This window comes from Chitinophaga terrae (ex Kim and Jung 2007) (assembly GCF_900107795.1).
GTDB lineage: Bacteria > Bacteroidota > Bacteroidia > Chitinophagales > Chitinophagaceae > Chitinophaga > Chitinophaga terrae.
Map to the genome: position 1 here is coordinate 372,825 of NZ_FNRL01000001.1, position 26,391 is coordinate 399,215.

The window sequence follows — 26,391 nt, forward strand, 5'->3', positions numbered from 1 at the left end:
TATATGAGACTAACGTTTATGGCAGTAGCATTACTGCTGGCCGGTTTGGGCACTTCGCAGGCCCAAACCGGTATTACCAAGCCGGATAATATCAAGCCCACGCTGATACGCGGGCCCTATTTGCAGGCAGCTACCAGCAACAGCATCGTAGTTCGCTGGCGTACGGATGTTTACACCCGCAGCAGGGTACAGTATGGAGAAACTCCCGGCAAACTCGACAAACAGGTACAGGACGCCGGACTGGTAACAGAACATAAGATCAAGCTGGAAAACCTGCAGCCAAATACCCGCTACTACTACAATATCGGCGGTTACCAGTACATACTGCAGGGCGATAGCAACAACCGCTTTACTACCCTGCCGGTTGCCGGCGCCAAAGGACTGTACCGCGTTGCCGCCCTGGGCGACTGCGGCAACAACTCCGTTAACCAGCGCCAGGTAAAAGACGCCCTGCTGAAATACCTGGATGGTAAAGAACTGAATGCCTGGATATTGCTGGGAGATAACGCCTATCCTAATGGTAAGGATGCCGAATTCCAGACCAATTTCTTTAACGTGTATAAAGATGATATCCTGAGATTTTCTCCGCTCTTTCCTGCACCGGGCAACCACGACTACCGCGATAACGATATCTCGTCTCAATATGCCGCAATAACGCACCAAACGGCTTACTACCAGAGCTTCACCATGCCAACCGAAGGGGAATCAGGCGGCTTGCCTTCCCATAACCAGGCCTTTTACTCTTTCGATATCGGTAATATTCACTTCCTGTCGTTAGATAGCTATGGTATTGAAGACAGCCTGTATCACATGTGGGATACTACCGGTCCGCAGGCCCAGTGGGTACTGAAAGACCTGGCGGCCAACAAGAACAAAGACTGGGTGGTAGCATACTGGCATCATCCGCCTTATACCAAAGGCTCTCATGATTCTGATACGGAAGATGACCTGCAAAAGATCAGGGAAAACTTCATACAACTGCTGGAACGCAACGGGGTTGATCTGGTATTGAACGGGCATAGCCATGTATACGAAAGATCAAGGCTGATGCAGAACCATTTCGGGAAAGCCGAAACCTTTGATGCGAAGAAAAATAACCTGAGCCAGTCTACCGCCCGTTATGATGGCGCGCCGGTTTCTGCCCCGTATATCAAAGACAGTTTACATACGCTTGGTACGGTTTACGTTGTGAGCGGGTCGGCCGGTCAGCTGGGCGGGAAACATCCCGGGTGGCCCCACAAAGCTATGTACTTCTCCGACAACGAACATGGAGGAAGCTGCCTGCTGGAAGTACAGGAAAACAGGCTGGATCTGAAATGGGTATGTGCAGATGGCGTAGTGCGCGACCAGTTCACCATGATGAAGAACGTGAACAAACATCACGATATTCATATCAAAAAGAATGAGCAGGCAACATTGACCGCTTCTTTCATCGGCCAATACAAATGGAACAAGAGCGCTGCCAACACACGCAGCATCACTGTAACGCCTGCAGCCGCCGTTACCAAATACACTGTTACCGATCCATATAACAATCTTAAAGATACTTTCACCGTGTATGTATCGAAATAAGATGAAGCCGCTGGTGTGGTCGTTGTTTGCCTGCCTGGCGGTTATGGCAGCCTGGGGTTTCAAACAAACAGACCATAACAGGGGATTCGATAACTTACTGGTTGTTTTCAAAGCCGGAGCTGCGGAGTTTTCCGCAGCTTCAGCCCATTTATACACCGCACTGCAGCAGCTCGACAGTACTGATAACACCAGCCTGCAAACGGCAAAGAATGAGCTGATCAGGTGCCGGCTGGCTTACAAACGCATAGAGTGGTTCATGGACTATTTCTTCTTCACTTCGGCCCAGGCCTATAACAGGCCAGCCAAAGCTGAAGTAGAAGAACCTTTCATGGAATACCAGGATGCCCGGGGCCTGCAGCAGATCGCGGTATTGCTATTTGATGATCATCCTTTCAGGCAGAAAAATGAATTGTTATTACAGGGAGAGCTGATCAGGTCATCGGCCGCCGATCTTCCCTCCCTTCTCTACCAGTTCAGCGCAAAGGACGAAGAGATCCTGGAAGGCATCCGGCTTGAATTCGTCAGGCTCTATACAGGCGGTATTACCGGCTACGATGCACAGGAGCTTAAAACAGGCATCAGCGAAACGCAAGCCGCTATGAAGAGCATTCATGCAACGCTCGCCCCCTGGCTGGGCGAATACCCGGAAGTAGAACAGCTCCTGGCAAAATGTATTAACTACCTGGGCAGATCGCAGGATTTTGAGCATTTCGACAGGCTGGAATTCCTGTCGTCCTATGCTTTGCCATTGCAGGCTGCTTACGGGAAGATGATCAAGTCGCTGGATCTTTCCATTCACACCCGCAGCGCCATCAACTACGATGCGCCGCATCTCTTCAGCCGGAACTTTTTCAATTCAGGCGCTTTTGCCAACACCACGATAAAAGACAGCGCTATACTGAACCTGGGCAAGCAATTGTTCTATGATCCGAAGCTATCCGGCAATATGCAGCGCAGCTGCGCTACCTGCCATCAACCCGAAAAATGGTTTACAGACGGGCTTGCAACCAGCGCGTCTCTCGACCGGCAGAAACCTATTCTCCGGAATGCACCCAGCCTCTATTATTCAGCCTACCAGCATGCACAATTCTGGGATGGAAGGGCAGGCAAACTGGTGCAGCAGATAGCCACCGTAATTAAAAATCCACAGGAAATGAATGCCGATCCTGCTGTTGTATTAGATCGTTTGCAGAAAGAAGAAAAATATGTGCAGGCGTTCCGTAAAGCCTATGCCGACAGCGCCGCTCCCCTGAGCCTGGCCACCATTTATGATGCGCTGGCTACCTATGTGGGCAGCCTGGCTCCCATGCAATCGGCCATGGACGATTACTTCAATGGAGATCATACTGCCATGAATGCCGCGCAGAAAAGAGGCTTCAATCTTTTTATGGGTAAAGGGCTTTGCGCCACCTGCCATTTTGCTCCGCTATTCAATGGTTTAACGCCCCCGCTTTTTGAGCTGACAGAATACGAAAGTCTTGGCATGACTGCTACCAGTAACCTGAAACAGCCGGTATTGGATAAAGATGAGGGAAGATACGGTTACTTTCCTATGCATTTTTACAAAGGCGCTTTTAAAACACCTACTGTCAGGAACACCGCTATGACAGCGCCTTACATGCACAACGGCGCATTTACAGACCTCAACCAGGTGATGGAGTTCTACAATGCCGGCGGTGGGCAGGGAGTGGGTTTAACCGCCCCCTATCAAACCCTTTCCGCGAAGCCTTTGGAGCTTACCAATGAAGAGATGCAGGACATCATCGCATTCCTTGGTGCGCTCACCGACAAGGCTAAGTATTAATACTGATTTTTAATCTACCCGGGAACTACTGACAATTTTCAACCTGGCGACCGCTAGTTTTGCACTAAATATTTGTTTCCCCCGAAATGCAAAACACCAGGTATGAGAAAGTTTATTTTATCAGTTGGTATGCTGTGCATTACCTGTTCGATAGTAGAATCCCAGACTCCTATAAAAGCCAGGCTTACTCCGATAGTAGCAGGTATTCCTGATCCTCCCAAATCCATGGATGAAGCGTATAACATTGCTCATGTGAACGGCGGCGGCAACCCGTATACTATTGCAACCCCGCAATCTTTATACCCCGCTGCAAAAGCACAGATAGAAAAAGCCGTTGCGCAGCTGGAACCGGAGAAGACCAAGACCGAAGAAGAAGCAGCCGATGAAGCCGTAGCCGTGGCAGCAGCCGGCAATGCGTTTGTAAGGCAAAGCCCTGAAATGCAAAATGCAATGCGCGAACTCCAGATCAGGTTCCAGACAGATCCCAAATTCGCCGAATCATTTGAGAAGATGACAGAACAGGAAAAAGTAGCTTTCCTGCAAAAATGGAACAACGATCACCGGGTAAAAGCGCCTTCAGGCCCGTTGGATAACAGCAAGGACGCTAATATCGGCAAAGAGATACAGGAGTTCCAGGCGCTGTCAAAAAAAATGCAGATCTGGCAACAGATGCTTAAGTCCCGGTTTTACAACCAGATCATGCAAAGCGATGCAGACGCCCACAGGCACATCGACGAGCAGGAACAACAAGCGCTTGCAGCCCTGCCCGACATTACCAGTGGAGAATATACCGGACCCGATCCTGTTAAAACAAAAGAAATTCAAACCAGGTACCTGAATGCACACCTGCAACAAGCGAAGCTGAAACTGGAAAAAGATGCAAAAACATTGCGGGAGTACAGGACTGAATATATCACCGGGCTGGCAAACTTCGACAACGAGTTGGCTGGTATAAAGTATGGAGATAAATACCATGTTCCTGCTTTGAAATCAGGTGTTGGAGGTCTGCAAAAAGCATTGCTGGAAATTGCGAACGACCTTATTTATTGCAACCAGCAAATAACTGTTAACGCTGCCAACTGGCATGTTAAATCATTGGATCAACCTACTACTGTTAAGAACGGGAAAAGCAATCTTATTTCCCTCTTATACATTTCTTTCTAATAAACAGTCAGATTTTCATCGTAAAACATGAATTTGGAAAAAAGGCAGGTCTCTACCTGCCTTAATTATTTTACAGAGACGGTAGCTGCGCCCTGCTGCGTGTAGTAGCGACCGTTATAAACAAATTTTTGTATCGCGGTAAATTGACCTTTCGCTTTTCCTTTTACCAGTGGTAGCAGTTCTTTAGGCAATACCTCTGCATCGTCCTGCACCCAGGTGCCTTTGATAGTTATAACAATATCCCTGAATTGCTTCTTATCGCCGTCTGTAGCAATGGAATAGGTCCAGCCGGAAGCCGGATCGTTTGCTTTTTCTACATCGGGAGCCGACATAATTACTTTATACACGCCGTTGATCCCTGCCACCAGGTAACTGGTAGCATAGTAGGCGTCGCCGCCTGCGCCATTCGAGTGGCGTACCACGAATGCATACTGGTCTTCCCCGATCTGCAAAGGCTTAGGTGCAGGCGCCTGCGAGAAGGAACCAAACCCGCCGATCACGGGTGTGAACATACGCAGTTTCCATCCTTCGTCTGTCAACACAAATTTTGCAAGACCCAGTACGCCTCCCTGGAACCTTACCATTTGCAAACCGTCAGCATCAAATTCCGAATGGTTAAAGCTGATCACTTTATAAGCCTTTCCGCTTGCATCCCTGAAATCCATTTCGTTGATCAGCCTCGTTGCCACACCGTTTTCGAAAGGGAATTTCGGATCTGTCATGTCTCCGTTCGCATCCTCGTAGGCGATTGCTTTGCAGGAGCTGCAGGTCCAGTTGATCACCAGTTTCTTATCCCGTTGGTAAAACCGGCCCGGGAACAGCTGTATCAATGCCCTTTCTGCATTAAAGGTGCCGGGAACAACGAGGTTGCGGGCTTGCAGGATGGAATCGTTTACTTCTTTGGTTTTCATTTCCTCGTCGGTGGATTGGGCAATTGTTCCTAACGAAAGCGTAAGCGAAAGAAGGCTTAACAACAAGTACTTCATCTGATTTAATCATTCTGTTGACAGCCTCAAAGCTAAGAAGTTTCGGGAAGAAAACGCCTGTTGCACTATTACTGCCTTTCGGTGCGCTTTCCGGATTCTGACCATTATTTCTTTACTTTGCCGGTAGAATGACTGATCAAATGGCTAATAACACGCGGTTAGAGTTAAGAACGGTACATGTGACCCGTTACGTCACCCCTCTCAGGGAAGGCGGTTCGCTGCCCGCTATTTCCGAGGCTGACGACGGCTTTTTATATGCCCTGAAATTCAGGGGAGCCGGTCAGGGTATCAAAGCCCTGATAGCAGAACTGATAGGAGGAGAAATAGCAAGAACACTGGGGCTGAAAGTTCCTGAACTGGTATTTGCAGAAATAGATACCGCTTTTGGCCGCACAGAACCGGACGAAGAAATACAGGACCTGCTGAAAAAAAGCGTGGGCCTTAACCTGGCCTTGCATTATTTGTCGGGCGCTACTACCTACGATCCTGCCGTTACGCTGCTCCCGGCTACCTTGGCATCTGAAATAGTGTGGCTGGATTGCTTGCTGACAAACGTCGACAGAACAGCAAGGAACACCAATATGCTGATGTGGAAAAATGAGCTGTGGCTGATCGATCACGGCGCGTCCCTCTATTTCCATCATTCCTGGCAGAACTGGCAGGAACAATCTGTTAAGCCGTTCATGCAGGTAAAGGATCATGTGCTGTTGCCGCAGGCCAGTGAACTGGAAAAAGTAAATGCCGCTTTCAGGCTGATACTAACGCCGGCGCGTATACGAGCGGTGGTTGATCTCATCCCTGAAGAATGGCTGGTTAGCGAAACAGGATTGGAAACGCCGGCAGAACGGAGAGATATTTATTTTGAATTCCTGCATAACAGGGTTCAGCACTCACAAATTTTTGTAAAAGAAGCCATACATGCCAGACAAGCACTTATATGAGTACGCGGTCATACGCGTTGTTCCCAGGGTTGAAAGGGAAGAGTTTATAAATGTTGGTGTTGTGCTGTTTTGCAAACAACAGAGATATTTAAAAGCCCGCTTCAGGCTGGACGAACATAAACTAAAAACATTATCCCCCGGGTCTGACGCCGCCTGCATCTATCCTTACCTGGAGGCTTTTGCGGCTATCAGCGCGGGAGTTCCCAACGGCAGTCCTATTGCCCTGCTCGACCCTGCCAGCAGGTTCAGATGGCTCACCGCCACACGCAGCAGCGTTATACAAACTTCCAAGGTTCATCCGGGCTTTAGCAACGACCTTGATAAAACGCTCGATAAACTATTCGAAAGCCTCGTGCTGTAAACAGAAAATAAAGAGGGCGGGTTAATCATCAAACCCCGCCCTTCCTTATATCCATAGAACACTCACGCTACAACGCATTCAAAGTTATCAATTCACCTTTCCTGGTAGGAATATCATAAACAATGGTAGGCTTTAATACCGGCGTCTCCACTTTCACTTTTTCATTCACTATTGCCGGTTTACCAGGGTTAGGCTGGTAATAGATGTTAACAGGATCGCCCTGCGCTTCTTTCAATGCAACCGAAGATCTCAGCGCATTAGGTACCCGCAGCCTGCAGTTTCCGCCAAGGGTAGAACGGATCACTACCTTACTTACCTTACCATCTTTCCATTCCATATTCACCAGTTCAAACCCTCCTCTTGCCCTCAAACCGCTTACACTGCCGGAAGGCCATACATCAGGCAAAGCCGGCAGCAGGTGAATGGCTTCATCCTGGCTTTGCAACAACATTTCTGTAATACCTGCCGTGCAACCAAAGTTACCGTCGATCTGGAAAGGCGGATGCGCATCAAACAGGTTGGGATAAGTGCCTCCCCCGCTGTTTTCTTTTCCACGGTTTTTACCTGCCGGCGTCAACTGGTTCCTGATCAGCTGGTAAGCGCGGTTGCCGTCTTGCAGCCTGGCCCACCAGTTCACTTTCCAACCCATAGACCAGCCGGTAGAAATATCGCCCCGCTGCTCCAGCGTTACACGCGCCGCCTGGAATAAGGCAGGCGTATGGTAAGGAGAGATCTGGTTGGCAGGATACAAACCGAAGAGATGGGAAATATGACGATGCTTGTCGTCCGGGTTGTCCAGGTCCTGCAGCCATTCCTGCAACTGCCCGTACTGGCCTACCTGCATTGGCGGCAGCCTGTCGCGCGCCGCCTCAATTCGTTTAACCAGTTCTGCATCTACCTGTAAAGCATTGGCAGCATGGATTACGTTCGAGAACAGGTCAAATACGATCTGGTTGTCCATGGTTGCGCCAGCGGTAATAGAAACGCCGGGATAAATTTTAGGACTGTTCTCCGGCGAGATGGATGGAGATACTACCAACCAGTGATGAGTAGGTTCTTCTACCAGGAAATCCAGGAAGAAGAGCGCGGCCCCTTTCAGGGCAGGATACACATCTTTCAGGTAGGCTTTATCGCCGCTGAAAGTATATTTCTCCCATAAATGCCTGCTTAACCATGCACCCCCCATTGGCCACATCCCATAATAAATAGGATCAACAGGCCCTGTTATCCGCCACAGGTCAGTGTTGTGATGCGCTAACCACCCGTTGGCGCCGTACATCACCTTAGCCGTTTGCTGCCCGGTTACCGACAGTTCTTTCACCATTTGGACCAGCGGTTCATGCATTTCCGTGAGGTTGGTCACTTCCGCCGGCCAGTAGTTCATTTCCGTATTGATATTGATGGTATACTTGCTTCCCCAGGGTGGGTTCATCAGCGGGTTCCAGATACCCTGCAGGTTCGCAGGCTGGCCTCCGGGCTGAGAAGCAGCGATCAGCAAATACCTTCCAAACTGGAAGTACAGCGATACAAACTGGGGATCATTTCCTTCGGCAAAAGCGTCGAGGCGCTTATCCGTAGGCAGTTTCACCGCATCGGTAGCGCCCAGGTCAAGTTTTACGCGATTGAAATATTTCTGGTATGAAGCAATATGTTCTTTCAGGTGTGCATCAAATTTCTTCTTCAGTGCATTTTGCAGGTAGGTAGTTGTGCGCTTCACTTCATCGGCGCTCAGGTCTGCATAGTTCACAAAGTTCGTAGCTATGGAAATATAGGCGGTTACCGCATTGGCGCCTGCAATGCTTACAAGGCTGTCTGAAGTTTTGATAGTACCTCCTTCGGTAACAAAAAGGACCTGCGACTGGAATTTTACTTTACCTGGTACTCCATCTTTATCTCCGCTGATCCCCGATAATACCAGTTCATTTCCCCCTTTGGTAACAACGCCGGATCGCTGCGGACTTTTCATGCCTGCATCGAAAGTGATGCTGCCAGGTTTATCGGCAGTCAGGCGAACCAGTATCACCTGCCCGGGAATAGATGCAATAACCTGTCTTTTGAACTTAGTATTATTAACCGTATAAGTGGTTGTGGCTACCGCTGTTTCCAGGTCCAGTTCCCTGTAATAATCCGTATACTGTTCATGCCCGGGGAAACTCAGTTTCAGGTCGCCAACCGGTTGGTAACACATCCCGTTGATCCGGGTTGATTGTATGTTCTTTTCGGCCAGTTGGGCCGCCTCCCTCATTTTACCATCGAAGATCAGTTTCCGGATCTCCGGCAATGCTGCCAGCGCGTTGGGATTTTCATTGCGGTTAGGGCTGCCGGCCCATACGGTACTTTCGTTCAGGCGTATCAGTTCTGCATCCGGGTTGCCGTAAACCATGGCGGCCAGCCGGCCGTTACCCAGTGGCAATGCAGCTTCCCAGACTTTGCCGGCAGGGTGATCGTACCATAATTTCAGGTTGCCCTGCTGGGCAAAGCCGGATCGGAATCCGGCCAGCACCACCAGGGCGGTAATGGATATTTTGAATATTCTTTGCATTAAAAATGGTTTTGTTATTTCTCCAATTCTTCCAATGTCCAGAATTTATCGCGCCCTCTCACCGTTTCACGAACTTTCTTCACCGTTTCAATATCTACGACCGGCGATTTGCCTCTTTCAAACCTGCCGAAGTTGTATCTCACGTAACTTAATACAGAAGCCACCCATTCGTCGGAGTTCACAGCGCCCAGCGGAGCCATTACATCTGTATATGTTTTACCATCGATAGGACCGGTTAAGCCGTTAAGAAGGATCTTGGTCAGCAATTCTTTATCTCCGCTTACTCTTTTTGAACCAACAAACGGAGGCGCCGCGGCTGATCCGCCGCCTACTACGATCCCTTTACCATCAGGGCCATGGCAGGTAGAACAGAGTTGCTTGTAGATATTCGCCCCGTTCAGGATCATATTGCGCTGGTGGGCAGGCATGTTAGCCAGGCGGCTGCCAAACAGTTTGGTATTATGATTCACTTCCGTAGCATTGGCAACGCTGTGCAGGGCGTCGGAATAAACGCTGTTGTTCACCAACGCAGTTTGCGCTGCTTTTGCTTCGGGCGCATCGCTTACAGATAATGATAAAGCTGCCTGGATCTGCACTGCGGCAACATCATTTTTCATGGCTGCCAGTTTGCTGATCACTTCCTTATCATTTTGCTTCAGGAATAATTCGCTGATCCATACCGCCGTTTTCCTGACCTGCGGATCTGTATCAGCAAGGGCCGTAAAGAGCGTAGGTTTATCGATCGCTTTCAGGCCTTCCAGCGTCCACAGGGCATGGATGCGGGCCAGTGCGCCGTTGCTTTTGCCGATCGTGGCATGTTTGCCCGCCGCGATCTCTTTCAGCGCCGGCACTACCGACATATCGCCTTTCGCGATGATCTCTTTCTGTGCATTATCTCTCCACCAGCCGTTCGGATGATCGAGGTAGGTAAGCAGCGTAGCGGAAGACACATCCAGCATATGCGGCTTGGGACCAGGCTTGTAACCTTCGTGTACCAGGCGGTAGATCCTTCCGCGCTGGATGTTTTTGTCCAGGCCTTTTGCGAGGATGCGCGGGCGGAGGAAACTTCCTTCAGCCGTCCACGTAGCTTCCTGGATAATGCCGCGGTACATATCTACAATATACAAACAACCGTCGGGACCTGTAGTAGTATTTACAGGACGGAAGTTCATATCGTAAGATGTAATGAATTCTTTTTTATCGTAAGCATTCCGGAGAAAGACCTTACCATCTTTTTCAGAAACCTTGGCCCGCCTGATCAACCTTCCTACCGGTTCGCAGATCAGCAGGTCGCCTTTCATGTCTTCCGGCAATGCGTTACCGCGGAAGATGGACTGGCCGCAACTGGCGGTGAAATGGTTCAGGGTTGTATCGGGGCGCAGGCGGTTCATACCTCCCTGTACATCAGGGGTAGCAATGATCGGCCATACAGCCAGGAAATCCTGGTTGTACTGGTCGTTAGGGTTCCAGAAACCATAGGCGGGGTTCACCTGGAAGCCCAGTGCAGGGATTTCTGCGCCGGCGCTGGAAAAATACAGGCGGCCATAGTCGTCGTTCCCCAGTCCCCATTGACCGCCCGGCGAGTTCGTCAGGCTGTCGGGCGCCAGTTTGCCTCCAACATATTTGTACCGTACAGGATCGCAGCTTACATAGATCCAGTTATCCAGGTTCCAGACCAGGCCGCTTTTCTGGTGTTCCAGGTTCCTGGTGTCCGGCTTATTGTTTTCATAAACCAGCTCTTTTGTATCCGCTTTACCATCGCCGTTGGTGTCGGAATACGCATGGATGTTATAAGTCCATGTTTCATTCACCAGCAGTTTATGCCCTACGCATAACATCATGCGGGGAAGCACCAGGCTGTCGATGAATACGGTGCTTTTATCCATGGTTCCGTCGCCGTTGGTATCTTCCAGCAGGGAGATACGGCAAACAGGTTTATGCTGGCCGGTGCCATTGATATCCTGCATGTAGGTGCTCATTTCCGCTACATACATTCTTGCCTCTCCATCCCAGACGATGGCTACAGGCTCTTTGATCATTGGTTCGCTGGCAACCAGCTGCAGTTTGTAGCCTTCAGGCACCTGGATGGATTTCAGGCCTTCTTTGGGCGAAAGGTAAGCAGGTGAAGGATGCGGGTTGACAATAATATTGCCTGCCGCATCTTTTTTAACACCTTCTGAAGGTTTGGTAACCTTGCATTGATAAATAAACAGGCTTAATGAACCTAATACGAGTGCCAGTGTGGAATTTCTTTTCATGAACGTGGACTTTATTTTGCTTTCAAAGAGAGGATGTATGCCACCATCTTCTTTGCATCGTTTGCGGCCAGGGCAGGGTGCGGCGACATGGCCACTTCACCCCAGTTACCGGCGCCGCCATTAATGATCTTAGTAGACAGCAGCGAAACATTGGCTGCAGAGTAAGGATATTTCTTTGCAACATCATTATAAGCCGGGCCTACTACTTTCATATCAACTTTATGGCAGGCCAGGCAGTCGGATTGTGAGATCAATACTTTTCCTTCTTCAACATCTTTTGGATCAGGCGCTGCGGACTTTGACTTTGCAGCAACAGGTTTTGCCGCAGGTTTCTTTGCGCCGGCAGCAGGCTTCGTTTGAGCATTTGCAGTAAATGTCAGTGCGGTGATCACTCCAAAGAGAATAGCTAAACGTTTCATAATCTTTTTTACTCAATTAATTTAATTCAACAGGACACTATTTGTTATGATAGTCTTTTCCATTCCAAAATATAAAAGTGCCGGGACCTTTGGAAGTAATTATGTCAACTGGTCAATTTTGTTCCAGATCGGTTGCCAGCATATCGGAACGGTTCTACCCCGCTGTTCACCCGATATACTGGTGACCCGCTCTGTAAATCTGGCTACGGATCGTCTGATCACCCGGGTAGCCACAACGTGGAAAGCAATATATATTTCATCAAATCTTAAAGCGTTAAATACGTGGTTTATTTTGACTGCAAGTAAGCGGGGAGCGAATAATAATTAATTAATAATCGATTAATCCGGAAGATTGGGGCAATTTATTCTGCAAAAAAATGCAGCGCGGGTTAACAAAGCACTAATAACAGCCATAATAAAGGCAAACAAGACAAGTTTATGAAATAACCTGCTGGAAGTCTGCCTGATAAGCCTCGGCGTAGAGTTTGAAATATTCTTTTACAAACAGCTCATAAGTGGTCTTGGCAAGAGAGTGTTTCCCCAGGCTGACCAACGCCTTGCATTTCAGGCGCAGCAACTCTTCATTTACCGGGTCAAAAACATAAAGGCAATCCGCCAGTTTAATTATTAATGCGGCATCTTCTTTAATATCTGCCTGGCGGGCATAGGCCAGGAAATAGTCTGTAATATCGTTGGAGCTTTCAGATTTAAAGGTATCCAGCCAGTCGTGTTCATCTCCGGGCAGGAAGCTTCCCCGTTGCAGGATGCTCACCAGTTTGCTTACCTGGTTCGGGTCGGGCGCTCTGCCACTCTGCCTGGCTTCCTGGTAAGCCAGGTAATCGACATACCCGGGCGGGTGGATATTGATCTTCCAATAACCGGTTTCTTTGGATAGTTCGCAGCCCCGGAGTTTGTCGAGCAGCCCTTTCAGTTTGGCGATGTTCACCGCCAGGTTGTTCCTTGCGCTTTCAGGGGTTTTGTCAAACCACAACATCTCTTTTAATTTCTCCGCACTGATACCTCTTTCATATTTAATACTATGTACTAATATGATCAAACATAATTCCCTCAACAAGGGCGTGAACAGGCGGGTAATGTTTTCGCCCCCCGCATCGTTCACCTGGAATTCGCCGAACAGGAAGATGCTGTTCCCTCTTGGCGCTTCCGCAACCGGCGGCGCCGTCTCCTCCGGTTTTTTTACCGGGGCGCTGGCAGGCGTCGATCCCTTCAGCAATAACCCTATCGCCATCAGTCCCGTAAGGATACCGATCGCCGATAACCACCGCCTGTCCACCTTTTTAAAAGGAGGCTGTGATGATCTTTCCGGAAAAGGTGGAGAGTAAATACTGTATAACCTTGCCATAGTACTGGCATGCGCTCCGGGGCTATACAACGTAACCGCCAGGAAACGCTGCAGGGAAGGGCAATAGAAAAGGTCGGCGTACGAATCAACATCCTGGAAAAGGTAAGGGATCTTGTCGCCCACCTCCGTGGTAACGGGTTGGTGCAATGAGCCTTTTACCAGTTGCAGGGAAGAATTAAAACGGTGTTTAGGGAAAGAAAGTGCATACCACGACTGTTCTGCCGAATCTATGATCATGCTGTTTGCAAACACGAACTCTTCCCCCTCCTGCTTCAGTTCATAGATTTTCCGGTAGGTATTGGTACGGGCATCGTAATAATCCAGGTCGTACAAATTCTTTGGATTCAATACCTGTTTCCCTGAGGCGTTTCCATAACCGCCCAGGAGGTAAACACCATTCCTGTCGGCGCCGGCGGCAGCAAGATAACGGGGGGTGATATTGCTGGTGCCGGAATCTACCTGCCCAACAGGATGTACTAAATTTGCGCTATATACCTCATTTTTATACAGGAAATAGCCATATCCGTTAAATGTATAGAGCAGGCTGTCGCCCCACAGGAACTTATTAAAGTGGCCGAACCCCGAAGATCTGTCGGGAGGCGAGAGTTGTTTGTTCCATTTTCCGGAGTCTACAGACAAGGCTGCCAGTCGTTGCAGGTCTTTTGAAAAAGTAAAGATCTGCCGGGAGGGTGCATGAAAAACAGATTGATAAGTGCTGGAAATATCCTGGCTGCCGTTGATGTATGCAACTGCATTAACTTTATTGGATGCCAGGTTATAAGAGAAAAGGGAATCTCTTGTCACCAGGTAAAGAATGCCGTTTTTTGCATCAAAAGCGGTGCTTGCAGGGCCTTTCAGTACCAATTGTTGTAAAGGCTGCCAGTTATGATGCATCTTCGCGATCCAGATAGGATTGATCACTTTACCGGTAAGGCGGCCCTGCGCCTCATTAGCGGCATTGCCTGCCCGCTCGTTCAGCGGCCAGTTAAATCGTTGCCGTTCTCCTTCCGCCAGCCGGATGTTCCGGATCTTCATCGGGGGAACATCGGCATTTTTAAAAGTTTTAAAATCGTTTGCGCCGAAGAAAATGCTGTAGCAATTCTTTGCCGGCAGTTTCACCTTTTCTTTATACACCTCGTTATCCCTCGTCAGGGTGATCGACTGCTCTGCGGGGTCTAAACGGAGTTTGAGGGTATGCCAGTCAGATGATGTACCCATACCAGGGATATTGAAAGAGATATTTGAATACGTTTCGCCGATAATTAACCGGAAATGTTTATCTCCGAATTTAGGATCATAATCATACAAGATATCAATATTGATATCCTGGCTATTGATCAGCCGGACGATGTACCCGAAATAATTTGTTTGTTGGGGAAGGAAGGAAAGATCAAACGACAGTTCAAGCGGATCGTGAAAGCAGATAGGCTTATCTTCTCCGAAAGATAAGCCTGTCCTGTTATCCTGTACCACTTCGTGGCTATGAAATGCGAGACCGTCTGTTTGCGCTTTTGCGTCGAACAGGTTGCAGCATAAAAAGCAGCATAGCCAAAACCAGTGGAATTTTATCATTTATTACCCGCCTATCTTAAAAACACTCCCTTTGCGGGAGCCAGAAGGCGGGAAATTAACAAATATTTCCGTATTAAACCTGGTTCGTTATTCTGTGCGCATACTTTCTACAGGGTCGGCCAGCGCCGCTTTCACTGCCTGCAGGCTGATAGTAAGCATGGCAATGAACAGGGCCAGGGCCCCTGAAACCGCAAATATCCACCAGGAAATGGATGAATGGTAAGCGAAGGTATTTATCCATTTGTGCATGCAGAACCAGGCTATAGGTGTGGCAATAATAAAGGCGATCATCACCTGTTTAAGGAAATCCACAGACAGCAGTCCTACGATGTTGGAAACTGAAGCGCCCATTACCTTCCGGATACCTATCTCCCTTGTTCTCTGCAAAGCGCTGTAAGAAGCCAGTCCCAGGAGCCCCAGGCAGGAAATGGCAATTGCCAGGATAGCGAAATAGAAAAAGAGCTTTCCAAACCGCTCTTCCGACCTGTACTGCCGGTCGAAGAATTCATCCATAAAGAAATAATCGAATGGCCGGTTAGGCATAATTTCCTTCCATTTGCTTTCGATAGCTTTAATAGTGGCGGTCATATTGCCTGGTTCAATATTTACAGAGATCAGCTTCGCTTCTCTCGGTTCCATTCTCATGGTTAAAGGAGCAATATTTTGCTGTAAAGAGCGGAAATGGAAATCCTGTACTACGCCAATAATAGTTCCCTGCCTGCCCCACTGGCTGAATTTTCTGCCTATGGCATCTTGGGGGTTCGCATATCCAAACTGCCTGGCGGCGGTTTCGTTTATCACCATCGCCTGTGTGGTATCGGTAGCAAATTCTTTAGAAAACCCACGGCCTGCCAATACCTTCATTTTATACTGGTTAATAAAATCATAGTCCACGAAATAAAGATCCAGGTTAGCCACCTGCATTTCTCCCTGCTTGTTCTGGATCTCGGAATAGGCGCCGGCGTTAGCGCCTCCCGGAACAGTGGACGAAACGCTTAACGATTTCACCTGGGGTATTGCCTGCAGCGCGTCGCGCAACGCGGTGGTATTGGGGTCTGCTTCCGTATTCAGTACCAGCATCTGGTTCTTGTTGAAACCAAGATCTTTGTGTTTCATGAAATACATCTGCTTGTATACTACCAGCGTACCGATGATCAATGCAATAGAGATAGTGAATTGCGCCACTACAAGTCCTTTGCGCAGGGATACACCTCCTTTTGCGTTGGCAAAACGTCCTTTCAGTACAACGATCGGTTTGAACGCCGACAATACAAAGGCCGGGTAGGCGCCTGCCAGCAAACCAATACTAACGGCGGTGGCAAATAAGATGAGGAGAGACGACCAGCCGGGAAGTAAACCTGAAGAAATTGTTTTGCCTGCCAGTAAATTAAATGTTGGCAACAGGCCTGAAAATAACAGTACCGAGCATACGAAAGCCAGCAAACACATGATCACGCATTCGCCGATGAACTGGCGAACCAGTTCCGACCTGCTGGCGCCTACCACCTTGCGTATGCCAATTTCTTTGGCGCGTTCTACAGACCTGGCAGTAGTGAGGTTTACAAAGTTGATCCCCGCGATCACCAGGATGAATACAGCGATCACAGAAAAGATATAAACATTGGATATATTGCCGGATTCGAAAGAAGCATATTTTCCACCATGCAAATAAGAACTCTTGAAGGGGGCCAGCTTCAGCGTATAAAGCATCTGCGCTTTTCTTCTTTCTTCTCCGTTATGACGCTCTATGAAATCAGCAAACTTTGCTTCCAGCTTTGCCGGGTCTGTACCTGGTTTCAATAACAAATAGGTTGTAGCTCCAAAGTTGCCCCACTGGGTTTCCAGGTATGGTACATCCTTCAGCAAAGTGGTCATAGACACGAATATATCCGGCTTGAACTGGGAGTTTTCAGGGATATCTTCCATTACGCCTGTAACGGTAGCCGGAGTCTGGTCCTGTCCCAGCAAAACCACCTGACCTATCGGATCATTGTCTCCAAACCACTTCTTCGCCGTTTTCCGGGAAACAACGATGGTAAAAGGTGCAGCTAATGCAGTACGTTTATTACCTGCCAGCAGCTTGAAATCAAAAACGTCAAACAGCGTGCTGTCTGCGAAGAGCGTATTTTCTTCTTTGAAAGTGGCATCTTTATACTTTACCAGCCAAACGCCCTTTGTAAGCCTGGCAGTAGTGGCAATTTCAGGGAAATCTTTTTGCATGTTGGGCGCAAAGGGCCAGGGGTTGCTTCCGCTGTTGATTGTTTCGCTTGGGGTTTTAATATCGCAGATTACCTGGTAGATATTATCTTTTTTGGAGTGATATTGATCGTAGCTTAACTCGAACCTGACATAAAGGAAGATGAAGAAGCAGGCTGTTAGTCCTATGGTTAATCCTAAAACGTTAATGGCAGAGAAAACTTTACTTCTCCATAAGTTGCGCCAGGCAATTTTCAGGTAGTTTTTAAACATGGTATAGCTTTTCAATTAAGGGATAGCATATACGAAGGAAATGCCACATAGCAATTAATTGTGATCAAGCCACAAACAAATTAAACAAAATAACACTTTGTTCGCTTTTTATGAAATGGTTGTCCGGAAATGAACAGCTGTAGCGGTTGTAGAGGCATACCGTATAAATACGCAATTTTAATTTATGGGAATTTCACTCTTGTCTGGCCTTCTGAAAGGGCGCAATTTTGTACCAGCATATAATCATCATTGGTTATTTGACCCCGAAAAATTAACCCTGCAACTGTCCGGAGTTGCATCTAGTGCATTAACAATAAAGTCTCACCGGGACAGGGGACTTTTAAAGAGTAAGGGCCTGCTTATTTGAGCGGGCCTTTTTTCATAGAAAAGTGGCGCCTGGGGTAATTCATAAAAGAGAAAGAGCGAAGATAATGATACTACAACATTCTCTTGCCCTGCATTGCAAATTGGCAATAGAGGAAAGTCAGCCTAAAACAAAAGACCAGTCCACTTCCGACCGGTCTTTTTAAATTTATAAAATATCTCTTTACGGCGTTATCTCCGTTTTAAGACATAGAGCAGCGACAACAAAGTGAAATCATGCAGTTTATTACGGAAGTATTCAATCGCCTGGTAAAGCAATCTCCGCGCTGAATTCATGCTCATATGCATGATATCGGCGATCTGCTCATACGAAAGCTCTTCATAAAACTTCAGGAACAAGGCTTCCCGCTGCCGGTTGGAAAGACTGGGGAGCAGGTGGCCGGCTTTGTTGGCCAGGGCCAGCATCCGTTCTTTAGCGACCCAGGGGTGGTCGTCGTTCAATTCGATGTTGAACGGAATGTGTTCTTCGTTTTGGGCCTCTCCATAACGGGGTAGTCCATACTCCAGTCGTTGGAGCAACGAGCGTCTGAAGGTCAGATACAAATACTGTTTGATAACTGCCGGTTTGGCTATCCATTCCCGTTGTTGCCACAACCTAAGGAACAATTCTTCCAGGGTTTCCTCAATACAGGCATAATCGGGGGTGAATCGAAAACCGTAATTACTTAACGGGGTTTGATATCTTTCGTACAAACTCTCCAATGCTTTTACATCCCCTTCTTTATAGAAGTGCCATAATTCATTTTCATGCATGACTTGGAATAATTGGATTGTTAGGGTTCAGGATTAAAGGACAAGCAAAATACTTTAAATTTTATTGCCAGCCAAAAGCTTTTACCGCATTTCAGGGCAAAAAAGGTGAAAATCTTAAAATAAATTAATAAATTCGGAATGTTACCATCTTTCAAACTATGCAATCCAATACTTGTGATGAACAATGGCTGCTCAGACTGTTACAGCAAGACAGTGAGGACGCTTTTGCCCGCATATTTGAAAGATACCACCGTAAAGTATTTCATACGGCCATCAGCTTCCTGAAATCCGCAGACCATGCAGAAGAAATTGTCCAGGAAGTATTCCTGAAGATCTGGTTAAAAAGAAACGACGCCTCCCGCATCCAGAACCTGGATGCCTACTTAAGCAGCATGACCCGTAACTGCATCCTCGACCGGCTGAAGAAAGCCGCCTATGAATCCGACGGCCTGAGATCCTTCACCGCTATTCAGTCATACAGCACCTCCAACACCGATCACCGGCTCCGCAACCGTCAATGCGAAACCTGGCTGGCCGCCGCCATCCGGCAGCTACCTGAAAGGCAGCAACAGGTCTATCATTTAGCCCGTACAGAAGGTTGGTCTCACGACCTCATCGCCCTGCAGCTGGGCATCTCCCGTCTTACCGTAAAAAAACATATGGCGGAAGCCCTGCAGTCTATCCGCCGCACCCTGCAGGGGTATATCAGCGCCTGTTTCCTGCTCGCATTTTTAATTCCCTGATTTTTTTTACCTGCCACTACTCCCTCCCCTTTTTCCATTCGTCTTATTATTGGATCAATATACCTGTGAATGGATAGAATTATACTACTGCTGAACAAACATCTGAACGCCACTATCACTTCAGAAGAGGAACAGGAACTATTGTACTATATCAAAACCGGGGAATACGACGAAATTATCAGGGAGCGTATCCAGGACGAGTGGCAAAAGAATGCAGGATTCACCGCCTATCCTGATGACCAAATACCGGCCATCCTCCATAAAATACTTCAATCAGAAAAAGAAAGTTCCCGGGTACTGAATAGCGCCTCCCGGAAATCATATGCACTTTATTACAGGTCGGGCGTAGTGGTCATATTATTGCTCGCCATTTGCCTGCGTTCCTGGTTTGTACAACGTGCAGCTGCTCCGGGCGCCCAGGATCAGCCATCAGGCAAACCCGACGCCCAGCTGGCCCCGGCCGGTGAAGCGCCAGGCAGCACGCTAAACAGCGTACTGCCACCTGTCGGACACCCCCAGCTTATCAAGCAAGGCAATCAATCAATAGTCACTAACCGCACAGCCGCCTGGAACACTGTTACCACTTTCATAGGTAACCACTATACCCTGGCGCTGCCGGATGGATCACGGGTATGGCTAAACGCCGGGTCGACACTCCAATACCCGCAACAATTCAGCACGAACGGCGACCGGGAAGTGATACTTGCCGGCGAAGCCTATTTTGAAACTGTAACAGATCCCAACCGGCCCTTCAAAGTCAGCATTGCCTCGAACCATCTGCAGGAAGCAGCTGTTAAAGCATTGGGTACAAGTTTTCACATCATAGCATTCCCCGGTAAAACAAATATCCGGGCAATGTTATTCGAAGGAGCGGTTATCGTATCTTTGCCCGGAACGGAAAAAAAATTACTCCCGGGCCAACAAGCCATCTTTCCTCAGACAGTTGATGGAAAAATTTACATAGATAATATTGATACTGCTGTTGCCATTGCATGGAAAAAAGGTTCTTTTAGCTTCGATCAATGTGCATCACCTATGATAATACCGCAATTTTCCAATGGTACGATGTTGATGTCGCCTATGAAATGAAAGCGCCGGAGCGCAGGTTGAAAACGAGAGCTGAAACAACCGCCTGGCTCCTGAGATCCTTGGACCTATAGGCTGCAGTTTGAATTTAATTGTAAGAAATAAACTTAAAAGCAAAATAAATTACAGATCTGGTTTTATACAAAACCCTAACATGCTAGCTTATGCATTCAACCAAAAAAAGCAAAGGGAAAATGGTTCCGATACGGAGATCCGTCCTTTCTCCGAAACGATCAACCAAAATATCGTTGGCTATGAAATCACTATCTGTCTGCCTGCTGTTCTGTTGCGTGCAGGCTAATGCAGGAGAACTTTACATGAAAGAGCTCCCGGCAGTTGTTTTCCCATCCAACACCCTGGCCGATCCTCCGGTTAAAGGAGTTATCCGGACGGCCAAAGGAGAGCCGATACCCGCCGCCTCCGTAAAGATCAAAGGAACTACCAAAGGCGCTATCACCGACGCAGCCGGCGCATTTCAGCTGGAAGCCCCGGAAGGAGCCACACTGGAAGTTTCCGCCGTCGGGTTCAAAACGCTGGAAGTAAAGGCAAAAAGCAACCTGGTCATTACCCTCGAAGAAAACGTAACAGAACTCGGAGGTATAGTAGTTACCGGGTTCCAGAACATCGACAGGAAAAAATTCACAGGATCGGCAGTCACCCTGAAAGCCGATAACGTGAAGATCGATGGCGTGCAGGATGTGAGCCGCATGCTGGAAGGACGAGCCGCCGGGGTAAGCGTACAAAATGTTTCCGGTACCTTTGGGTCCGCTCCCAAGATCCGCATCCGCGGCGCTACCTCCATCACCGGCGAAAACAAGCCTCTCTGGGTGGTAGATGGTGTGGTGCTGGAAGATATCGTAAACGTATCCAACGAACAGCTTACCAACGGTAACGCCACTACGTTACTTGGATCTGCGGTTGCCGGCCTCAATGCAAACGATATAGAAACATTTGACGTACTGAAAGATGCCGCCGCCACTGCATTGTATGGCGCCCGCGCCATGAACGGGGTGATCGTGATCACCACCAAAAAAGGTAAGGCCGGCAAACCCGTTATATCCTATACCGGCAACTTCGGCGTACAACTGAAGCCATCCTACAGGAATTACGATATAATGAATTCCGCCGACCAGATGTCGGTATATGCAGAACTGGAAAGAAAAAGGCTGCTGCAATACGCTGATCTCATCAATCAACCTACCACCGGTATCTATGGCAAACTGGCGGAACTGCTGCAAACTCCTAATGCCAACGGCGAATTTGAGGTACTGAACGACCCGGCCGCCAGGCAGAAATGGCTGATGCAATATGCCTCCGCCAATACCGACTGGTTTGATGTACTTTTCCGCAACTCGCTTACCCAGGAACATTCCCTGAGCATTTCTTCCGGTAGCGATAAATCACAACTTTATCTTTCTACCAGCTTCTACAACGACAATGGCTGGACGGTAGCGGATAACGTGAAACGCTATACGGCAAACCTGAGAGCCAATTATACACCAAACAGCAAACTTAGCTACGGCTTCCTGGTTAACGGGAACGTACGCCAGCAAAGAGCGCCCGGAACGGAAGACAGGGTAACAGATGTTGTGGAAGGCACTTACAGCCGCGATTTCGACATCAATCCTTTTACCTATGCACTCAGTACCAGCAGGGCCATGAAGGCTTATGACAAGAATGGCAATCCCGAATTTTATAAGCGCAACTATGCTCCTTTCAACATCCTGGAAGAAACAAAACTGAACTATGTAAACCTCAGTATTGCAGATCTGAAACTCCAGGGCAACCTGAATTATAAATTCAGTAAATATTTTTCCTACGATTTTACCGGCGCTATCCGCTATGCCAAAACAAGCATAGAACATAAGGTCAACGAAAACTCCAACGAGGCCAATGCATACCGCGCTGCAGGTACTACCATCATACAACAACGAAATAAATTCCTGTATAAAGATCCCAACAACCCGGATGCGCTGCCGATCGTAGTGCTGCCGGAAGGAGGATTCTATAAACGGAAAGATATAGAACTGAAGAACTATACTTTCAGGAACCAATTTAACTTCAGCCGCTCGTTCAATGATGATGTACACCAGGTTTCTGCATTGTTAGGACAGGAAGTTAAATATGCCGACAGGCAAACGTCTTTCAGCAATGGCGTAGGATACCAGTATAACAGCGGAGGTACCCCGTTCATTAATTACCTGTTCTTTAAGAAGATGGCAGAGAACAACGACCCCTACTTCGGGATGGGTACAGAATACGACAGGTTTGTAGCCTTCTATGGCAACGCCAGCTATACTTATAAAAACAAGTATACGTTTACAGGAACAGTACGTGAAGATGGTTCCAACCGGCTGGGCAAGTCACCCAAAGCCCGCTGGCTGCCCACCTGGACAGTGGCCGGCGCCTGGAACATGGAAGAAGAAGATTTCCTGAAAAACAGCAACACAGTCAACCACCTGATGCTGAAAGCCAGCTACGGTCTGAACGCCAGCGTGGGTAGCGCTACCAACACTACGGCAATATTCAGGTCTATGATCACCAACCGGCCGCTCACACAAGACCAGCAAACAGCCATCTACCTGGCGGCGTTGGAAAACTCCGACCTGACCTGGGAGAAAAAATATGAGCTGGACCTGGGCGCCGACATTGGTTTGCTTAATGAACGACTGGGCTTCACGTTCGATTACTACAACCGCCGGAGCTTCGATCTTATCGGATTGATCAGAACTTCAGGCATTGGCGGGCAGGTATACCAGTTTGCCAACTACGCCGATATGAAATCCAACGGCGTGGATGTAAGCATCAATGGCAAGATCATCGCGAATAAAAATGTTGGCCTGACAAGTACCCTGGTCTTCAGCTTTAATAAAACCCTGATCACCAACGCGAAGAATAACCCTACGATGATGGACCTGATAGGAGAAGGCGGCGGCGCATTGGAAGGCTTTCCTGTAAGAGGTTTGTTCTCGCTCCGGAACGCGGGTTTAGACCCTGCTACCGGCGTTGCCCGTTTCATCAACGACACAGGTTCAGTATCTTCCGCAGTATTCCTGCAGAGTCATAATGTCAATAACCTGGTATATGAAGGCCCTTCAGATCCGACCATTACGGGAGGCTGGAGCAATACATTCAGGTACAAAGACTTTTCTGTCAGCGCCCTGATCACTTACCAGGCAGGCAATAAGATCAGGCTGACGCCTGTATACAGTACCGACTATACGGATTTCAATGCGTTGCCAAACGAGTTTAAAGGCCGTTGGTCGTTACCGGGGGATGAGAACAAAACGAACATCCCATCGGTAGCGGACATCTACACCCAGACAGACCTTTATATCAAAACCGCGTTTCCTTACAACAACTACAACTTTTCGCACGACCGGGTAGCGGATGGAGGATTTGTAAGATTAAAGTCTGTAACCCTCAGTTACCAGTTGCCTCCTTCTATTTTAAACAGGATTGGTTTCAGGGGCGGGTCAATAACCGCTACAGGAAATAACCTGTGGCTGATCTATTCAGATAAAAGGTTGCATGGACAGGATCCTGAGTTTTATAACACCGGCGGCGTAGCATTGCCTGTTAACAAGCAAGTGACTTTTTCATTGAGAGTAAGCCTCTAATTAAAAATGTATGATCATGAGAAAACTAATTTCATATATCGGGTTGATGGCGGCGGTGATCTCGGGAGCCGGCTGCAAAAAATACCTGGAAACGTTGCCGGATAACAGAACGGTGATCAGTACGCCAAAGCAGGTAAGCCAGTTGCTGACCAGCGCTTACCCGCATGGCTCGTATATGCTTTTCTGCGAGGCCATGAGCGATAACGTGGAAGACAAGGGAAATGCGGGGATCAACGTTGATCCGCAAACCTTCCTCATCAATATACAGGCATATAAGTACCAGGATGTGGAAAACGTAAACCAGGATTCGCCTGTCGCCTACTGGGACTCTGCCTATGCCGCCATTGCGGTGGCCAACCAGGCATTGGAATATTGCAACGGGCCCGATTCAGCCAATTACAGGGCGCAAAAAGGAGAAGCATTGCTTTGCAGGGCTTACGCGCATTTCATGCTGGTAACCTTGTTTGCAAAAGCTTATGATCCGGCCACTGCAGCATCCGACCCGGGTATTCCTTACGTCACCTGGGTAAGTAAAAATGTTTTTGCGAAATATGAAAGAGGCACCGTTGCCAGCGTATACCAGCATATTGAAGACGACCTGACAACCGGGTTGCAGCTCATACAGGATAAAGTGTACGACAACGCGCCTTTATTCCATTTCAACATTGTTGCCGCGCATGCCTTTGCTACCAGGTTCTATCTCTTTAAACGCGATTACAACAAAGTGATATTGCATGCCGGTGCAGCTATGGGAAATGCAGACCCGGCAACTTTGATACTGGATAAAGTAGCTTTTTATAACCAGACATATACCAATATGTCTTACTATTACTTCAGTTCCGGCAACAAGAACAATCTTCTGCTCCAGGAAGTTAAAAGCCTGTATAATAACAATTATTATAACTATCGCTTTGGCCTGGGTACCGAGGTCAATAACTATTTTTTCCTGGCCAGGAATGTAACAGGCGGTGATTATGCAATGACTACCTATGGTTCCAGCCCCCAGTATTTTAACTTCCCTAAAATGACAACCAATGTGATCGGCCTGTTGTCGATGGAAGAAGTGTTATTCAACAGGGCCGAGGCATACGCCAGGTTGCAGAATAATGCAGCAGCGATAAAAGACCTCAATTCCTGGATCAGCAAAAGCATTAAGGACTACGATCCTAACAGTCATAACCTGACAGAAGCCAAGCTGACCAGCTACTACGGGCTGGATGCAAATCGCTCTGTCATTGAGGCCACCCTGGAGTTTAAACAGGTCACCTTTATGCAGGAGGGACTGAGATGGTTTGATATCTTAAGGCTCAACATTCCCGTTACTCATACTGCCTTTCCCGACTTCAGCACTACCCTGGTAGCCGGCGATAAAAGGAGACTGTTACAACTGCCGGCAGAAGTAGTGAATGAAGGCATGGCCCTGAATCCCAGATAACTTATAAAAAACTGTTTTATGAAAATAAAGATATTCACATCTCTCCTCCTGCTGGCGATAATGGCCCTCGGCTGGAGTGCGTGTAAAAAAGAAACGCTGGATGTTTCTGAACCGCCGGTAGGCCTGGGAGGCGACTCCACAGCCCGGAACACGACCGACCAGTTTATCTATGATAGCCTGACAGTACCGTATAACGTCGCCGTCTATTATAAATGGCTACCTGGTATGCTGGATTTCCCTTTCGACATCGTACCTCCTAAAGAATCGCAGGTGATACCGGCGCTGAAAGCGCTGCTGGCTGTCGCCTTCCGGCCATATAACGCAGAAACGGGAAGTACTGATTTCCTGAGAAGATACCTGCCTAAAACATTTAAAATGGCAGGAAGCGCACAGTATGAAAGCAACGGTACTATGATACTGGGGCAGGCAGAAGGCGGTACAGCCATGCTGCTTTACCAGATCAATTACATTTCCAACCTGGCAAAGGACTCGAACAACATCAAACAGATGTTCCATACCATGCATCATGAGTTTGGACATATACTGAACCAGAATGTCATGTTCCCGGTAGCTTTCCGAACTATCTCCACCGGCTATACGGGTAACTGGTACAACGAAACGGATAAAAACGCCAGGAGGAAAGGATTTATTACAGCTTATGCGATGTCCGACCCGGCAGAAGATTTCGTTGAAATGGTAGCATCCATGCTGGCCGGCTGCGATGGCGGTACTTATGGATACGACGATTATGAAACAGTACTGGCCACTCAAACAGATGGTCCGGGTACGCCGGGCTACGATCAGATCAAAGCCAAGGAAGCAATGGTAGTAGACTATTTTGCCAAAATATGGCATATCGACTTCTATTCCTTACAACGAAGATGTCGCAGGGCATTTGCCGCGTACATTCAATAATATC

At 48.1% G+C, this 26,391-nt stretch carries 17 protein-coding genes; 10 read left to right on the plus strand and 7 right to left on the minus strand.

What is annotated here, in order from left to right; genetic code table 11:
* Positions 1 to 3 precede the first annotated feature (3 nt).
* The 3 genes from BLV62_RS01500 to BLV62_RS01510 all read left to right on the plus strand — a co-directional run bounded on the left by BLV62_RS01500 (position 4) and on the right by BLV62_RS01510 (position 4,540).
* On the plus strand, positions 4 to 1,572 hold the full coding sequence (locus BLV62_RS01500; RefSeq protein WP_225889566.1) for a purple acid phosphatase family protein: 1,569 nt from the start codon (positions 4 to 6) through the stop codon (positions 1,570 to 1,572).
* Positions 1,559 to 3,376 carry a cytochrome-c peroxidase gene (locus BLV62_RS01505; protein ID WP_089757926.1) on the plus strand — a complete coding sequence of 606 codons (1,818 nt, stop codon included), beginning with the start codon at positions 1,559 to 1,561 and terminating at the stop codon, positions 3,374 to 3,376. The genes BLV62_RS01500 and BLV62_RS01505 overlap by 14 nt, the downstream gene beginning before the upstream one ends.
* A 102-nt stretch (positions 3,377 to 3,478) precedes the next feature.
* Positions 3,479 to 4,540 carry a hypothetical protein gene (locus BLV62_RS01510; RefSeq protein WP_089757928.1) on the plus strand — a complete coding sequence of 354 codons (1,062 nt, stop codon included), beginning with the start codon at positions 3,479 to 3,481 and terminating at the stop codon, positions 4,538 to 4,540.
* A gap of 65 nt (positions 4,541 to 4,605) precedes the next feature.
* Here BLV62_RS01510 and BLV62_RS01515 read toward each other — a convergent pair whose 3' ends face one another.
* Positions 4,606 to 5,526 (minus strand): hypothetical protein, encoded by a 921-nt coding sequence (locus tag BLV62_RS01515; RefSeq protein ID WP_139169880.1) that lies wholly within the window; start codon positions 5,524 to 5,526, stop codon positions 4,606 to 4,608.
* Between the two features lie 140 nt (positions 5,527 to 5,666).
* On the opposite strand from BLV62_RS01515, the gene BLV62_RS01520 reads away from it, so the two are divergent.
* Together BLV62_RS01520 and BLV62_RS01525 are read left to right on the plus strand one after the other, a co-directional pair.
* Entirely contained in the window at positions 5,667 to 6,467 is an 801-nt protein-coding gene (locus BLV62_RS01520) for a HipA family kinase (RefSeq protein WP_089757933.1), read from the plus strand.
* The gene (locus BLV62_RS01525; RefSeq protein ID WP_089757935.1) at positions 6,445 to 6,828 is read left to right on the plus strand and encodes a DUF3037 domain-containing protein; all 384 of its coding nucleotides are present in this window, start codon (positions 6,445 to 6,447) and stop codon (positions 6,826 to 6,828) included. Before BLV62_RS01520 ends, BLV62_RS01525 begins: the two co-directional genes overlap by 23 nt.
* Positions 6,829 to 6,895: 67 nt before the next feature.
* Here BLV62_RS01525 and BLV62_RS01530 read toward each other — a convergent pair whose 3' ends face one another.
* From BLV62_RS01530 to BLV62_RS01555, 6 genes are all read right to left on the minus strand, one after another.
* Positions 6,896 to 9,370: a glycoside hydrolase family 95 protein gene (locus BLV62_RS01530; protein ID WP_089757937.1), complete on the minus strand. Its 2,475-nt coding sequence runs from the start codon at positions 9,368 to 9,370 to the stop codon at positions 6,896 to 6,898.
* Between the two features lie 14 nt (positions 9,371 to 9,384).
* Positions 9,385 to 11,628, minus strand: coding sequence for a DUF7133 domain-containing protein (locus BLV62_RS01535; RefSeq protein ID WP_089757939.1), 2,244 nt, complete (start codon positions 11,626 to 11,628; stop codon positions 9,385 to 9,387).
* A gap of 11 nt (positions 11,629 to 11,639) precedes the next feature.
* On the minus strand, positions 11,640 to 12,047 hold the full coding sequence (locus tag BLV62_RS01540) for a c-type cytochrome (protein ID WP_089757941.1): 408 nt from the start codon (positions 12,045 to 12,047) through the stop codon (positions 11,640 to 11,642).
* Between the two features lie 436 nt (positions 12,048 to 12,483).
* A complete protein-coding gene (locus BLV62_RS01545; RefSeq protein ID WP_089757943.1) occupies positions 12,484 to 14,982 on the minus strand; it encodes an AfsR/SARP family transcriptional regulator in 2,499 nt (832 codons plus the stop codon).
* An 87-nt stretch (positions 14,983 to 15,069) separates the two neighbouring features.
* Entirely contained in the window at positions 15,070 to 17,451 is a 2,382-nt protein-coding gene (locus BLV62_RS01550) for an ABC transporter permease (RefSeq protein WP_089758167.1), read from the minus strand.
* A 555-nt stretch (positions 17,452 to 18,006) separates the two neighbouring features.
* Complete coding sequence (locus tag BLV62_RS01555) at positions 18,007 to 18,588, minus strand: RNA polymerase sigma factor (RefSeq protein WP_089757945.1); 582 nt, start codon at positions 18,586 to 18,588, stop codon at positions 18,007 to 18,009.
* Positions 18,589 to 18,746: 158 nt separating this feature from the next.
* Between BLV62_RS01555 and BLV62_RS01560 the strand changes: the two genes are divergently transcribed.
* From BLV62_RS01560 to BLV62_RS01580, 5 genes are all read left to right on the plus strand, one after another.
* A complete protein-coding gene (locus BLV62_RS01560) occupies positions 18,747 to 19,331 on the plus strand; it encodes an RNA polymerase sigma factor (RefSeq protein WP_089757948.1) in 585 nt (194 codons plus the stop codon).
* A gap of 69 nt (positions 19,332 to 19,400) precedes the next feature.
* Positions 19,401 to 20,420 carry a FecR family protein gene (locus BLV62_RS01565; protein WP_089757950.1) on the plus strand — a complete coding sequence of 340 codons (1,020 nt, stop codon included), beginning with the start codon at positions 19,401 to 19,403 and terminating at the stop codon, positions 20,418 to 20,420.
* Positions 20,421 to 20,671: 251 nt separating this feature from the next.
* Complete coding sequence (locus tag BLV62_RS01570; protein ID WP_225889565.1) at positions 20,672 to 24,037, plus strand: SusC/RagA family TonB-linked outer membrane protein; 3,366 nt, start codon at positions 20,672 to 20,674, stop codon at positions 24,035 to 24,037.
* 16 nt (positions 24,038 to 24,053) lie between these two features.
* A complete protein-coding gene (locus BLV62_RS01575) occupies positions 24,054 to 25,472 on the plus strand; it encodes a RagB/SusD family nutrient uptake outer membrane protein (RefSeq protein WP_168927810.1) in 1,419 nt (472 codons plus the stop codon).
* An 18-nt stretch (positions 25,473 to 25,490) separates the two neighbouring features.
* Positions 25,491 to 26,387 (plus strand): substrate import-associated zinc metallohydrolase lipoprotein, encoded by an 897-nt coding sequence (locus tag BLV62_RS01580; RefSeq protein WP_089757957.1) that lies wholly within the window; start codon positions 25,491 to 25,493, stop codon positions 26,385 to 26,387.
* The last annotated feature ends 4 nt before the right edge of the window (positions 26,388 to 26,391 follow it).